This is a genomic window from Pseudomonas sp. TE24901 (assembly GCF_054058375.1).
This window is the reverse complement of record NZ_JBSSAF010000001.1, coordinates 242,252-255,335: the sequence shown is the minus strand read 5'-3', so window position 1 is coordinate 255,335 and position 13,084 is coordinate 242,252. Positions and strand designations below refer to the sequence as shown.

The 13,084-nt window shown below is 62.1% G+C and carries 16 protein-coding genes; 2 read left to right on the top strand and 14 right to left on the bottom strand.

From position 1 onward, the window contains the following. Positions 1-16 precede the first annotated feature (16 nt). The 8 genes from hemW to ACVWVP_RS01135 all read right to left on the bottom strand — a co-directional run bounded on the left by hemW (position 17) and on the right by ACVWVP_RS01135 (position 6,389). Positions 17-1,219, bottom strand: a complete 1,203-nt coding sequence (hemW, locus tag ACVWVP_RS01170; RefSeq protein WP_457404242.1) for a radical SAM family heme chaperone HemW — start codon at positions 1,217-1,219, stop codon at positions 17-19. Continuing rightward, the gene (gene rdgB, locus ACVWVP_RS01165) at positions 1,216-1,812 is read right to left on the bottom strand and encodes an RdgB/HAM1 family non-canonical purine NTP pyrophosphatase (RefSeq protein ID WP_178920038.1); all 597 of its coding nucleotides are present in this window, start codon (positions 1,810-1,812) and stop codon (positions 1,216-1,218) included. The genes hemW and rdgB overlap by 4 nt, the downstream gene beginning before the upstream one ends. Further along, on the bottom strand, positions 1,809-2,243 hold the full coding sequence (locus ACVWVP_RS01160) for a DUF4426 domain-containing protein (protein WP_159960660.1): 435 nt from the start codon (positions 2,241-2,243) through the stop codon (positions 1,809-1,811). Before ACVWVP_RS01160 ends, rdgB begins: the two co-directional genes overlap by 4 nt. Before the next feature lie 21 nt (positions 2,244-2,264). After that, the gene (gene metW, locus ACVWVP_RS01155) at positions 2,265-2,885 is read right to left on the bottom strand and encodes a methionine biosynthesis protein MetW (protein WP_016972957.1); all 621 of its coding nucleotides are present in this window, start codon (positions 2,883-2,885) and stop codon (positions 2,265-2,267) included. A gap of 7 nt (positions 2,886-2,892) precedes the next feature. Then, on the bottom strand, positions 2,893-4,032 hold the full coding sequence (gene metX, locus ACVWVP_RS01150) for a homoserine O-succinyltransferase MetX (protein ID WP_457404239.1): 1,140 nt from the start codon (positions 4,030-4,032) through the stop codon (positions 2,893-2,895). A 207-nt stretch (positions 4,033-4,239) separates the two neighbouring features. Then, positions 4,240-4,827, bottom strand: a complete 588-nt coding sequence (locus tag ACVWVP_RS01145) for a YggT family protein (protein WP_176996769.1) — start codon at positions 4,825-4,827, stop codon at positions 4,240-4,242. Between the two features lie 23 nt (positions 4,828-4,850). Continuing rightward, positions 4,851-5,669, bottom strand: coding sequence for a pyrroline-5-carboxylate reductase (gene proC, locus ACVWVP_RS01140; protein WP_178920040.1), 819 nt, complete (start codon positions 5,667-5,669; stop codon positions 4,851-4,853). A gap of 33 nt (positions 5,670-5,702) precedes the next feature. Then, positions 5,703-6,389 (bottom strand): YggS family pyridoxal phosphate-dependent enzyme, encoded by a 687-nt coding sequence (locus ACVWVP_RS01135; protein WP_178920041.1) that lies wholly within the window; start codon positions 6,387-6,389, stop codon positions 5,703-5,705. Between the two features lie 57 nt (positions 6,390-6,446). Between ACVWVP_RS01135 and ACVWVP_RS01130 the strand changes: the two genes are divergently transcribed. Beyond that, on the top strand, positions 6,447-7,481 hold the full coding sequence (locus ACVWVP_RS01130) for a type IV pilus twitching motility protein PilT (RefSeq protein ID WP_457404236.1): 1,035 nt from the start codon (positions 6,447-6,449) through the stop codon (positions 7,479-7,481). Positions 7,482-7,647: 166 nt separating this feature from the next. On the opposite strand, the gene ACVWVP_RS01125 is transcribed toward ACVWVP_RS01130, so the two are convergent. Beyond that, the gene (locus ACVWVP_RS01125; protein WP_259172546.1) at positions 7,648-8,286 is read right to left on the bottom strand and encodes a C40 family peptidase; all 639 of its coding nucleotides are present in this window, start codon (positions 8,284-8,286) and stop codon (positions 7,648-7,650) included. 250 nt (positions 8,287-8,536) lie between these two features. Here ACVWVP_RS01125 and ACVWVP_RS01120 point away from each other — a divergent pair, with 250 nt between their 5' ends. Further along, on the top strand, positions 8,537-8,965 hold the full coding sequence (locus tag ACVWVP_RS01120) for an NINE protein (RefSeq protein WP_178920043.1): 429 nt from the start codon (positions 8,537-8,539) through the stop codon (positions 8,963-8,965). A gap of 125 nt (positions 8,966-9,090) precedes the next feature. Here ACVWVP_RS01120 and ACVWVP_RS01115 read toward each other — a convergent pair whose 3' ends face one another. The 5 genes from ACVWVP_RS01115 to ACVWVP_RS01095 all read right to left on the bottom strand — a co-directional run bounded on the left by ACVWVP_RS01115 (position 9,091) and on the right by ACVWVP_RS01095 (position 12,974). Beyond that, complete coding sequence (locus ACVWVP_RS01115) at positions 9,091-10,362, bottom strand: dihydroorotase (RefSeq protein ID WP_178920044.1); 1,272 nt, start codon at positions 10,360-10,362, stop codon at positions 9,091-9,093. Then, positions 10,359-11,363: an aspartate carbamoyltransferase catalytic subunit gene (locus tag ACVWVP_RS01110; RefSeq protein WP_010207224.1), complete on the bottom strand. Its 1,005-nt coding sequence runs from the start codon at positions 11,361-11,363 to the stop codon at positions 10,359-10,361. Before ACVWVP_RS01110 ends, ACVWVP_RS01115 begins: the two co-directional genes overlap by 4 nt. Positions 11,364-11,387: 24 nt before the next feature. Further along, complete coding sequence (pyrR, locus tag ACVWVP_RS01105; RefSeq protein WP_178920045.1) at positions 11,388-11,894, bottom strand: bifunctional pyr operon transcriptional regulator/uracil phosphoribosyltransferase PyrR; 507 nt, start codon at positions 11,892-11,894, stop codon at positions 11,388-11,390. Positions 11,895-11,967: 73 nt separating this feature from the next. After that, positions 11,968-12,405 carry a Holliday junction resolvase RuvX gene (gene ruvX, locus ACVWVP_RS01100; protein ID WP_003195067.1) on the bottom strand — a complete coding sequence of 146 codons (438 nt, stop codon included), beginning with the start codon at positions 12,403-12,405 and terminating at the stop codon, positions 11,968-11,970. After that, the gene (locus tag ACVWVP_RS01095; protein ID WP_178920046.1) at positions 12,405-12,974 is read right to left on the bottom strand and encodes a YqgE/AlgH family protein; all 570 of its coding nucleotides are present in this window, start codon (positions 12,972-12,974) and stop codon (positions 12,405-12,407) included. The genes ruvX and ACVWVP_RS01095 overlap by 1 nt, the downstream gene beginning before the upstream one ends. Positions 12,975-13,084: the final 110 nt, after the last annotated feature.

Here is a 13,084-nt window from a genome sequence, read left to right as displayed (position 1 = left end):
GATTTCCTTAAGAGCGTCAGCTCAAAAACTTCTGCAGCAGGTCATTGAGAAAGAGTTGCCCGCGGTCGGTCGCCGCCAGGCGTGACGGTTCGACCTGCATCAAGCCACTTTGTTCGGCCTCGCGACGGCCTTCATCCAGGCTCGCCAGGTCCAGCCCGGTGCGCTGGGCGTATAGCTTGGCGTCCACGCCTTCGGTGAGGCGCAAGGCGTTCATCAGGAACTCGAACGGCAGTTCCTCGTTCGTCAGCTCTTTCGCGCCGGCCTGAAAGCTTTTGGCCGGGTTGAGGTAGTCCTTTGGTGCGCGTGTCTTCCAGGTGCGCACGATGCGCCCATCTGGGTGGCTGAGCTTGCCATGGGCGCCCGCGCCGATGCCGATGAAGTCGCCAAAACTCCAGTAGTTCAGGTTGTGCCGCGCCGGACGGTCCGGTTGGGCATAGGCTGACACTTCGTATTGCGCGTAGCCGTGCTCAGCCAGCAACGCCTGACCCGCTTCCTGGATATCCCATAAGGTGTCGTCTTCCGGCAGCGCCGGTGGCTGGTTCCAGAACACCGTGTTGGGTTCCAGGGTCAGTTGATACCACGACAGGTGCGTCGGCTTGAGCGCAATCGCCTGGCGCAGGTCGCTCAGGGCGTCGTCCAGGGACTGGTCGGGCAAGCCATGCATCAAGTCCAGGTTGAAGTTATCGAACCCGGCCTGGCGCGCCATGCCGGCAGCACGCACGGCTTCGTCGCCGTTGTGGATGCGTCCCAGGGCTTCAAGCTTCTGCTGCTGGAAACTCTGGATGCCAATGGACAGCCGATTGATCCCCAGCTTGCGGTACGCCACGAACTTCTCTTGCTCGAAGGTGCCGGGGTTGGCCTCCAGGGTGATCTCGATATCGCTGGCAAACGGGATGCGTGCTTCCACGCCCTTGAGCAAACGGCCCAGCGCCGCAGCGCTGAACAGGCTCGGGGTGCCGCCACCAAAGAAGATCGAACTCAGCTCGCGGCCATACACCGCGTGCAGGTCCTGGTCGAGATCGGCCAGCAACGCGTCCACATACGCTTCTTCCGGCAGCACCTTGCTGGCGGTGTGGGAGTTGAAGTCGCAATAAGGGCATTTGCGCACGCACCACGGGATGTGGATATACAGTGCCAAGGGCGGCAGCAGGGGCAGGGCCGCCCGTGGAGTTTGCGCGCCGCCGTGGATCAGCGGCTGCGCAGAGGTGTTCTGGGTCATTTCAGGCTCAGGCGTTGGCGCAGCAAATCCATTGCGCGAGCACGGTGGCTGATCTGGTTCTTGTCGGCCGGGCTCAGTTCGGCGCTGGAGGCATTGCGCTCCGGCACCCAGAACAGCGGGTCATAGCCAAAACCGTGTTCACCGCTGGCCGCATGCAGGATGCGCCCGTGCCACAGTCCTTCACACAGGATCGGCAACGGGTCGTCGGCGTGGCGCACCAGGGCCAGCACGCAGACGAACTGCGCGCCGCGCTCGGCGTCCGGCACGTCCTTGAGGGCGTCCAGCAGCTTGGCGTTGTTGGCTGCATCGCCTTTGCCATCGGCATAACGCGCCGAATAGATGCCCGGTGCGCCGCCGAGGAAGTCCACCGCCAGGCCCGAGTCATCCGCCAGCGCCGGCAGGCCGGAAATGCGTGCAGCATTGCGTGCCTTGAGGATGGCGTTTTCGACGAACGACAGGCCAGTCTCTTCCGGCTCCACCTGGCTGAACTCGCCAATCGAGCGCAGTTGCACGGAGTCGCCGAGCATGGCTTGCAGTTCTTTGAGTTTGCCGGCGTTATGGCTGGCCAGTACGAGTTGGGTGAGTTTCATCATTCGGCCGGGAAGAGTTCTTGAACAAAACTGAAACCGTGGGCTTTGCCGCCGGTTTCAACATTGATGGTGAAAGTCTTGAATTCCTGCTGCGGCACCGAGTAGGGCGCGAGGTAGTTGGTCACGCCTTTTTCGGTGATCTGCTTGAAGGTCAGCACTTCGCTTTTGCCAAGCGAGTCCTTGATGGTGCCGGTCACTTGCGCCACCACCGGGGTCACGCCCTTGAACACGGACACGTTGATCAGGCCCTTGTTCTTGCTACGCACCACGCCAACGGCCTGGGCGGTTTCCGGCTGCAGGAAGCTGGAGGTGAAGGTGTTGTAGCGCACGGTGATATCGCCGAATTCCTTCGTGCGGTTAGGGTCGATAACGTCGGCGGCCATGGCGTTGGCGCCAAGCAGTGCGGTCAATAGAAAAACAGCCAAACGACTCATGAGCGTCCCTCTTGAAAATGATTAGACGGCAATCTTGTGGTCGGTCAGGCCAGGGCTGCTGACCCGGTAAATGCCGATTTCTCCCAACAGATTAGGCCACAGCTTACTCGCCCAGCCATGGCGGTGCTGTTGATCGACGGCAAGGCGGTTGATCACCTTGGCTTCACGCTCGCCACACAAGGCTTCGAAGTCTTCGAAGGTGCAGAAGTGGATGTTCGGCGTGTTGTACCACGTGTACGGCAGGAAGTCCGACACGGGCATGCGGCCCTTCGTGGCCAGGTACCAACGGCAGCGCCAGTGGCCGAAGTTGGGGAAGGTGATGATGCACTGGCGGCCTACGCGCAGCATTTCATCGAGGATGCGGTCTGGGTAGTGCACCGCCTGCAGGGCCTGTGTCATCACCACGATGTCGAAGCTGTTGCTGGCAAAGTTGCCCAGGCCCTTGTCCAGGTCCTGCTCGATCACGTTGATACCCTTGGCCACGCATTGGGCGATGTTGTCCGGGTCGTTTTCCAGGCCGTAGCCGGTGACTTGCTTGTTGTCGCGCAGCCAGCTCAGCAGTTCGCCATCGCCGCAGCCCAGGTCGAGCACGCGGCTGCCGGCGGGGATCCAGTCTTGGATGATTTCCAGGTCGGCTCTCATGGCGTTCTCACACAGTAATCCGGTTCATGTAATTGCCGAACGCCTGCAGGTAGCGCGGGATCGGAATCAGGAAGGCGTCGTGGCCCTGCGGCGCGTCGATCTCCAGGTAGCAGACGTCTTTGCGCGCCGCCATCAAGGCATCCACCAGCTCGCGGGAGCGCGCCGGCGAGAAGCGCCAGTCGGTGGTGAACGACATCACGCAGAACTTGGCCTTGGCGCCCTCGAAGGTTTTCGCCAGGTCATCGTCGTGATTGGCCGCAGGGTCGAAGTAGTCCAGGGCCTTGGTCATCAACAGGTAGGTGTTGGCGTCGAAACGTCCGGAGAACTCCTCGCCCTGATATCGCAGGTAGCTTTCTACCTGGAACTCGACGCTGTGGAAGTCGTAGTTGAGCTTTTCGCTCTTGAGGCCCCGGCCGAATTTCTCGCCCATGGAGTCATCGGACAGGTAGGTGATATGCCCGACCATCCGCGCCAGCATCAGGCCGCGCTTGGGGATCACGCCGGCTTCCTGGAACGAACCGCCGTGGAACTCGGGGTCGGTGAGGATGGCCTGGCGCGCCACTTCGTTGAAGGCGATGTTCTGCGCCGACAATTTGGGGGCCGAGGCGATGGCCAGGCAGTGGCGTACGCGATCCGGGTAGGTGATGGTCCATTGCAGGGCCTGCATGCCGCCCAGGCTGCCACCGATCACGGCGGCCCACTGGCTGATGCCCAGCAGGTCGGCCAGGCGTGCCTGGCTGTGTACCCAGTCTTCCACGGTGAGCACCGGGAAGTCCGCGCCGAACGGCTTGCCGGTTTCCGGGTTGAGGCTGCTCGGGCCGGTGGAACCGTTGCAGCCGCCGAGGTTGTTCAGGCTGACCACAAAGAACTTGTTGGTGTCGATGGGCTTGCCGGGGCCGATGCAGCTGTCCCACCAGCCGGGCTTGCGCTCGTCGGCCGAGTGATAGCCTGCGGCGTGATGATGGCCGGACAGGGCGTGGCAGATCAGCACGGCATTGCTCGCCGTGGCGTTCAATTGGCCGTAGGTTTCGTAGATCAGGTCGTAGGCTGGCAGCGACCGGCCGCAGGCCAGGGCCAGCGGTTCGCCGAAGTGCGCCACTTGGGGCACGACCAGTCCAACAGAATCGGGGGGGAAGGCAGCTGGCATCGACCCTGCTCTCGTTTAAATGAGGCGTAAGTCTAAAGAGCGGGGGGGCCAGCGGCAAGCAAAGGCGCAGATACAAAATATGGCAGTTGGCCTGTGTGGGAGTCGGGCTTGCCCGCGATGCAGGCACCTCGGTGTGTCAGTGACACCGCGGTGATGCTATCGCAGGCAAGCCAGCTCCCACACAAGCCAGCTTGCACAGGAGGCATATCAGATCAGGCCGAACAATTCCTTAGGCATGAACGCGTAGTAGGCCAGGCGCGGGATCACCCAGCTTTGCAGCAGCTGGATCGCGATAAACGCGAAGATCGGCGAGATATCCAGGCCGCCCAGGTTGGGGATCAAGCGACGGAACGGCGCCAGCACCGGCTCGGTGATCTGATACACCAGCTCGGCGCCCGGGCTGCGGCTGCCGGGAGCGACCCATGAGAGGATCACGCTGATGATCATCGACCAGAAGATGATCTTCAAAAACAGCGAGAAAATGCCAATCAGGCCCCACGGCAACAGCAGCACGGTGTTGGCCTGGTAGCCATTGAGCAGCAGGATCACTGCAAACAGCAGGATCTGCAGCAGCAGCGCCAGCACCAGCGATGACATGTCCAGGCCAAACATGCTCGGGACCACCCGGCGCAGTGGCTTGAGCAGCGGCTGGGTAGCCTTCACCACGAACTGGCACAGCGGGTTGTAGAAGTTCGCCCGCACCAGTTGCAGGATAAAGCGCATCAGCACGATCAGCAGGTACAGGCTGCCCAGGGTCTGGATGATGAAAACGGCAGCGTCATTGATTCCAAGCATGTTTGATTCCTTGTAGGGGACGACTATTTGCCCAGCTGCTCGGCCATTTCGGCTGAACGATGTGCTGCGGCACCCAGTGCTTTTTCCACCAGGGCTTCAAAGCCCCCGGCCTGGAACGATTCGATGGCAGCCTGCGTGGTACCGCCTGGGGAGGTCACGCGGCGGCGCAGTTCGGCGGCGTCTACGTCGCTGGTCACCGCCATCTTCGCGGCGCCAAGGGCCGTTTGTTCGGCCAGTTGCTTGGCGATTTCCTGCGGCAGCCCCAGTTTCACGCCGGCGGCGGTCATGGCTTCGATCAGCAGGAAGAAATACGCCGGGCCGCTGCCGGATACGGCGGTGACCGCGTCCAACTGCTGCTCCTGTTCCAGCCACAGGGCGATGCCCACGGCAGACAGCAGTTCCTGGGCCTGGCCGCGCTGTTCGGCGCTGACTTCGGAGGTGGCGTACAGGCCGCTCACACCCTGGCGCAACAACGAAGGCGTGTTGGGCATGCAACGCACGATCGGCTGTGCGCCAAGCCAATTGGTCATGCTGGCACACGTGATGCCGGCGGCAATCGAGACCACCAACTGGTGCGGTTGCAAGTTCGGGCGCAGGCTTTCGCACACGGCCTTCATGGCTTGTGGCTTGACTGCCAATACGATCACGTCGACGCCCTGGATGGCCTCGGCGTTGTCGGCAAAGGTTTCAATGCCGTGCTCGGCGCTGACGCGGGCGCGGGTCTCGGCGCCCGGGTCGCTGGCGCGGATCTGCTGGGCTTGCAAGCCCTTGGCCCGCAGGCCACCGATCAGGCTGGCCGCCATGTTACCGGCGCCGATAAAGGCAATACGCGTGTTACTCATGACAGGTCCTTACTCAGAGGGAAGTCAGCCATTTCAAGGCTGGCCGTAGTCGCGGGCGCCAAACAGGGCGGTACCGATCCGCACCCAGGTGGCACCTTGGGCAATGGCCGACTCAAGGTCGTGGCTCATGCCCATGGAAAGTGTGTCCAGCGGCAGGTTCAAACGGGCTTGCAGCTCACGCACCGTGGCGAAGGCTGCATCTTGCGCGGCACGGTCTTCAGTCGGCTCAGGGATTGCCATCAAGCCCCGCAGCTGCAAGCGCGGCAGTGCGCTGATTGCCTCGGCCAGGGCCGGCAGGTCGGCGGGCGTACAGCCGGACTTGCTGGCTTCGCCACTGACGTTGACCTGGATGCAGATGTTCAGCGGCGGCAGGTCGGCCGGGCGTTGTTCGGACAGGCGTTGTGCGATTTTCAGGCGGTCCACGGAATGCACCCAAGCGAAGTTCTCGGCGATAGCGCGCGTCTTGTTCGATTGAATGGGGCCGATGAAGTGCCAACTCAAGGGCAGGTCGGTTAATTCGGCCTGTTTGCCCAAGGCTTCCTGCAGGTAGTTCTCGCCAAAGTCGCGCATCCCGGCGGCATAGGCTTCACGCACGGCTTGCGCGGGTTTGGTCTTGCTCACGGCCAGCAGGTGGATGCTGCTTGCGTCACGTTGCACGGCGTCGGCTGCGGCGCGGATGCGCTGGCTAACCTGGCCAATGTTGTCTGCTATCGTCGACATTCAAGATGCGCCCGTGGATATGGAGTCCGCGGCATTCTACTGGAAATGGAAAGCCCTATGGATATCACTGAATTGCTGACGGCTAGCGTGCGCCGAGGCGCCTCCGACCTGCATTTGTCGGCTGGCCTGGCGCCCATGCTGCGTGTGGATGGGGAGGTGTGGCCTTTGGACGGGCCGGTGCTTTCACCTCCGCAGGTGGCGGACCTATTGAGCCCGTTGCTGAACAATTGTCAGCAAAAGGATTTCGAAACATCTCTTGAAACGGATTTTGCCTTCGCGCTGCCGGGCGTGGGGCGGTTCCGCGTGAATGTGTTCCAGCAGGACCGTGGCATGGGGGCCGTATTCCGTACGATTCCCGCCGAGGTCCAGAGCCTGGAGAGTCTCGGGCTGGGCGAGGTGTTCCAGCGTATCGCCCAGTTGCCGCGTGGGCTGGTGTTGATCACAGGGCCCACCGGGTCCGGCAAGTCCACGACGCTGGCGGCGATGATCGATTACCTCAATGGGCATCGGCGCCAGCACATCCTCACCCTCGAAGACCCCATCGAATTTATCCACCGGCCGAAAACAGCACTGATCAACCAGCGCCAGGTGCACCGGGATACCCACAGCTTCTCGGCGGCCTTGCGCTCGGCGTTGCGCGAAGATCCGGACGTGATCCTGGTGGGCGAGTTGCGTGACCTGGAAACCATCCGCCTGGCGCTGACGGCGGCCGAGACTGGGCACTTGGTGTTTGGCACCCTGCATACCACGTCGGCGGCGAAGACCGTGGACAGGCTGGTCGACGTGTTCCCGGCCGGTGAAAAGGCCATGGTGCGCTCGATGCTGTCCGAGTCGCTGCAGGCGGTGGTGTCTCAGGTGCTGGTGAAGAAGGTCGGCGGCGGGCGGGTGGCGGCCCATGAAATCATGCTGGGCACGCCGGCAATCCGGAATTTGATCCGTGAGGACAAGGTGGCGCAGATGGTCTCGGCGATCCAGACAGGCGGGGCGTTGGGGATGAAGACTTTGGATATGAGCTTGAAGGCGCTGGTGAGCGAGGGGGTGATCAGTCGCGAGCACGCGCGGGAGAAGGCGAGGGTGCCTGCAGATATCTAGCAAGCGGTTAGATCAATGTAGGAGCAGGTTTTGTGGCGAGGGCGCTTGCTCCCGCTGGGCTGCGCAGCGGCCCTAAAAGCTTGCGAGCGCTGCGCACCCGAGCGGGAGCAAGCTCCCTCGCCACAGCAAGCCCGCTCCCACATTTTGTAACGCGTTCAGCCAGTAATCAGCGCTGAACGACGCGCAGGTTGTTCTGCTCTTTAGGCAACACCCGCTTGGCAATCACGTAGTTCTTGTCCCAGAACGGCTTTTTCAGCGTGTCGATGCTGACGGCCTTGCCGCGACGCGGTGCGTGGATAAAACGATCATTGCCCAGGTAGATGGCAACGTGGTTGACCTGGCGGCTCTTCAATTTGAAGAACAACAGGTCACCGGGTTTCAGGTCCTTGCGATCAACCTTCAGCCCGTGGCCGGCGGCCATGGCGTTGGAAGTGCGCGGCAAATCCACGGCTTTTACGTCGTTAAACGCATATTTCACCAAACCACTGCAGTCGAACCCTTTACTTGGGCTGCTGCCGCCCCAACGATAAGGAGTACCGAGCACGTTGACGGCGCGGCTGAGGACGTTGCTGCTTTGCTTGGTGTTGCTGGCAGCCAGTGCGGTGTGAACAGCTTTACCGTGAACCTTGCTCACTTGAGTCGGGCGGTTGACGGTCAGCTTTACCGACTTGGCGGTGCTCGGTGTGCTGTGGACTTTAGGGGTGAAACCATTAACGTTCGGAAGTCGTTGCTCACGATTGGTGGCGTGGGCGGCCAGTGGCATTAATAGGCAGATGGTTAGCCATGTCTTGAAAAATGGTCGCATTAGGCGTGGCTCTTTTAGGTTTGCGCGCAACTTTATAACAGCTTTTTGTGTCGTTCTCAGGCCGTTTGTCGACTGAACCTTGACGTCAAAATCAGGAAATACGCGACGAATCGCCGCAATTGTCCTACACAAGTCAGGTGGCATAAGGCTTTCAGGGGAGGGAAGATACCATTTGCCGTACGTCGGGCGCCCGTAAAAAAGTCACAAAGAAAATGAAAAAATTTATCTATCGAGGCAAAAGAGGTCCTTCATGAACACCTATCGACAGGATTATTCCCAGCCAGACACCCATAGCAAGGTGATTGGCTACCTGCTGTGGATTTTCGGTTTTACCGGTGCACATCGCTTCTATTACGGCAAACCGGTCACCGGCACGATCTGGTTTTTCACCTTCGGCCTGTTGGGCATCGGTTGGCTGATTGACCTGTTCCTTATCCCGGCCATGGACCGTGAAGCGGACCTGCGTTTTACCGCCGGACCGATCGAATACAACGTGGCCTGGATTCTGTTGGCGTTTCTTGGCGTGTTCGGCGTGCACCGCATGTACCAGGGCAAATGGATTACCGGCCTGATCTACCTGCTGACCGGCGGTTTGTTCCTGGTGGGGGTGCTGTACGACTTCTGGACGCTGAATACACAGATTTCGGTCCGCAATGCCGAGCGCAACGCCGGGCGATAAGATTTGTGGAGATCCAAATGTGGGAGCGGGCTTGCTCGCGAATGCGGAGTGTCAGTCACCGAATTTACTGACTGAACCACCGCATTCGCGAGCAAGCCCGCTCCCACATTTTTACCATGCCCGCTTTAGGCCTGGTAGCTGATGCGTCCGTCTACCAGCGTGTAACGCACCGTCGCCGGCAAGCTATGGCCGATGAACGGGCAGTTTTCACCCTTGGACAACCACTGCTCCCCTGCAACCGTGGAGCTGGCCGGATCAAACAGCACCAGGTCGGCCGCCGAACCCACGGCCAATTTGCCCGCTGGCAGGCGCAGTGCCTGGGCCGGGCCTGCGCTCAGGCGGGCCAACAGGGTCGGCAAATCCAGCAAACCATCCTCCACCAGCGTCATTGCCAGCGGCAGCAACAGTTCGACACTGCTGATGCCCGGCTCGGTCGCACCAAACGGCGCCAGCTTGGCATCCCGCTCGTGGGGTTGGTGATGGCTGGAAATCGCCGAAACCACACCGGATTTGACCGCCGCGCGCAAACCTTCGCGGTCGGCCAGGGTGCGCAGCGGCGGCTGCACGTGGTACAGGCTGGAGAAATCGATCAGCGCCTCGTCCGTCAGGATCAGCTGGTACAGCGCCACGTCCGCCGTTACCGGCAGGCCACGGGCCTGGGCCTGGGCGATCAGGGCGACACCGCGTGCGCTGGTCAACTGGCTGAAGTGCGCGCGTACGCCGCTTTGTTCCACCAGCAGCAGGTCGCGGGCCAGGGCCACGGTCTCGGCGGTTTCCGGAATGCCCGGCAAGCCGAGGAAGCTGGCCACAGCGCCTTCATGGGCCAGGCCGCCTTCGGCCAGGTCGCGGTCCTGGGAGTGGAAGATCACCGTCAGGTCGAAGGTGGCCGCGTATTCCAGGGCGCGCAACAGCGTGCGGGTGCTGCGAAAGCTTTCCAGGCCATTGCCGAAGGCCACGCAACCGGCGTCGCGCAGTGCGATCAGCTCGGCGAGCTGTTCGCCTTCCAGGCCTTTGCTCAGGGCGCCGATAGGGAACACCTTGCAATTGCCGGCTTCACGGGCGCGGTCTAGGATCAGCTCGGTCACGGCCGAGGTGTCGAGGATCGGCTTGGTATGCGGCGGGCAGCACAGGCTGGTCACGCCACCGGCCGCAGCGGCGCGGGTTTCGCTGGTGATGTTGCCTTTGCGGCTGTAGCCCGGCTCGCGCAGGGCGACGTTCAAGTCCACCAGGCCAGGTGCAGCCACCAGGCCTTTGGCGTCGATGCTTTCAACTGCGCTGAAACCCGCAGGCGTCGCGCCGATGGCGATGATCTTGCCGGCTTCCAGGTGCAGATCGGTAACGTGATCCAGGCCGCTGGCCGGATCGATGACTCGGGCGCCGAGAATGCTGAGCTTCACTGGGCGTTCTCCTGCTCGAATTGACGTTGCGCGGTTTGCCCGCTCATGGCCATGGACAGCACGGCCATGCGCACGGCGATGCCGTAGGTGACTTGGTTGAGGATCACCGACTGTGGGCCGTCGGCCACTGCCGACTCAATCTCTACCCCACGGTTGATCGGGCCCGGGTGCATCACGATGGCATCCGGCTTGGCGCCGGCCAGGCGCGCAGTGGTCAGGCCGAACAGGCGGTAGAACTCGCCCTCGCTCGGCAGCAGGCCACCGGCCATGCGCTCGCGCTGCAGACGCAGCATGATCACCACGTCCACATCCTTGAGGCCTTCGGCCATGTCGGTGTAGACCTTCACGCCGTATTGCTCGATGCCGATCGGCAGCAGGGTTTTGGGTGCGATCACGCGGATATCCGGGCAACCCAGGGCCTTCAGGGCCAGCATGTTCGAACGTGCCACCCGCGAGTGCAGGATGTCGCCAACGATAGCCACCGAGAGGTTTTCAAAGCTGCCCTTGTGCCGACGGATGGTGAGCATGTCGAGCATGCCCTGGGTCGGGTGGGCGTGGCGGCCGTCGCCGCCGTTGATGATCGCCACCTGCGGGCATACATGCTCGGCGATGAAGTGCGCGGCGCCGGAGTCGCCGTGGCGTACCACGAACATGTCGGCGGCCATGGCTTCCAGGTTGCGCAGGGTGTCGAGCAGGGTCTCGCCCTTGCTCGCCGACGAGGTGGACACGTTCAGCGTGATCACGTCGGCCGACAACCGCTGGGCGGCCAGTTCAAAGGTGGTACGGGTGCGGGTCGAGTTCTCGAAGAACACGTTGCAGATGGTCTTGCCGCGCAGCAGCGGGACCTTCTTCACCGCCCGGCCACCGACTTCAAGGAACGAGTCGGCGGTGTCGAGGATTTCGGTGAGCAGTTCGCGGGGCAAACCGTCGAGGGACAAGAAGTGTTGCAACTGGCCCTGAGCATTGAGCTGCAGCGGGCGCTTGGCATCTAGAGGCGTCATCGCGGGGACTCTTTACAAGGCGGTTTAAAGGGCGAGGTCTTGCAGTTCGAGTTCGAGCGGCGTAGGACCGGACAATTTTACCCGCTGGTGGGCTTCCAGCGACAGTGTAGCGCCGACCACATCCGGGCTGATCGGCAGTTCGCCAGCGTCGAGGTCGAGCAGGCACACCAGGGTCACGCTGGCCGGGCGGCCGTAGTCGAACAGTTCGTTCATGGCGGCACGGATGGTGCGGCCGCTCATCAGTACGTCGTCGATCAGCACCAGGTGCTGGCCTTCGATCTCGAACGGCAGGGCAGAAGGGCGCACTTGCGGGTGCAGGCCGTTCTGGCTGAAGTCGTCGCGGTAGAAGGACACATCGAGGGTGCCCAATGGCGAATCGCTGCCCAGCGCTTCCAGCAGCGCCTGGGCCACCCACACACCGCCGGTGCGAATGCCGATGAAGCGCGGCTCGCTGATGTTGCGGTGTTGCAGATGGGCCGTGAGGCTTGTGGCCATCTGGCTGATCAGTTCGGCGGGGTTCGGCAGGCTCATGCAGGCTCCTTCAGGACCTTGCCGCAGGCAGGGTCCGGGCTCAAACGTAAAAAGACGCGGCAAGCCGCGTCAGTCAGGATTCAAATAAAGCGGTGTTTTCATCCAGCCAGCCCTGCAACAACAAGGCGGCGGCGATGGCGTCCACGGGGTTGTCGCGGTAGCTGCCCTTTTGCCCGCCACGGTCACGGCGCTCACCCTTGGCTTCAAAGGTGGTCAGGCGTTCGTCGTGGGTATAGAAGGGCAGGTTGTAGCGGCCGTTGAGGCGGCGGGCGAATTTCTCGGCGCGCAGGCACATGTCGCTGGGCGTGCCATCCATGTTCAAGGGGAGGCCGACCACCACGGCGTCGGGCTTCCACTCTTTAATGAGGGCTTCGACCTGGTTCCAGTCCGGCACGCCGTTCTGGGCTTTCAAGGTGCACAGCTCGCGGGCCTGGCCGGTAATGACCTGGCCGACCGCCACGCCGATCTGTTTGGTGCCGTAGTCAAACCCCAGAATCAGACGTAAAGCCATCAGGCGTGCCCTGCCTGGCTGGTCAGCAGGCTGAGGTTGACCCGCAGCTTGGCCGCCGCTGCTTCCAGGCGCAGTTCGCTGGGGGTGTTGAACAGGATTTCGGCATCGAACGGGCAGGTCAGCCAGGCATTGCTGGCCAGTTCGGCTTCCAGCTGGCCAGCTTCCCAACCGGCGTAACCCAGGGTGATCACGCTCTGCTCGGGGCCTATGCCGTCGGCGATGGCAAACAGCACGTCCTGGGACGTGGACAGCGAAACCCCTTCAAGGTCGACCGTGGCCTGGAACTTCGGCCCGGTGGGGTGCAGCACGAAACCGCGATCGGTCTGCACCGGCCCGCCGATGTAGATGGGTACATGTTGGCAACGGGCTGGCGGATCGATTTCCGGGCGCAGTTGCTCAAGGATATCCGCCAGGTTCAGCTCTTGCGGGCGGTTGATCACCAGCCCCATGGCACCATTGGCCGTGTGCTCGACGATGTAGGTCAAGGTCTGCGCAAAGTTCGGGTCAGCCATGTGGGGCATGGCGATCAGGAATTGGTGCTTGAGGTAGGTCGGGCTGACATTTTTCATGTCCGCTAGTGTGGCGGTGGAGGGGCGAACTGACAAGCCGGGGATGCATGGCATGCCCACCTTTCATGTCAAACGCGAACCCTGTAGGAGCCGGCTTGCCGGCGATAGCG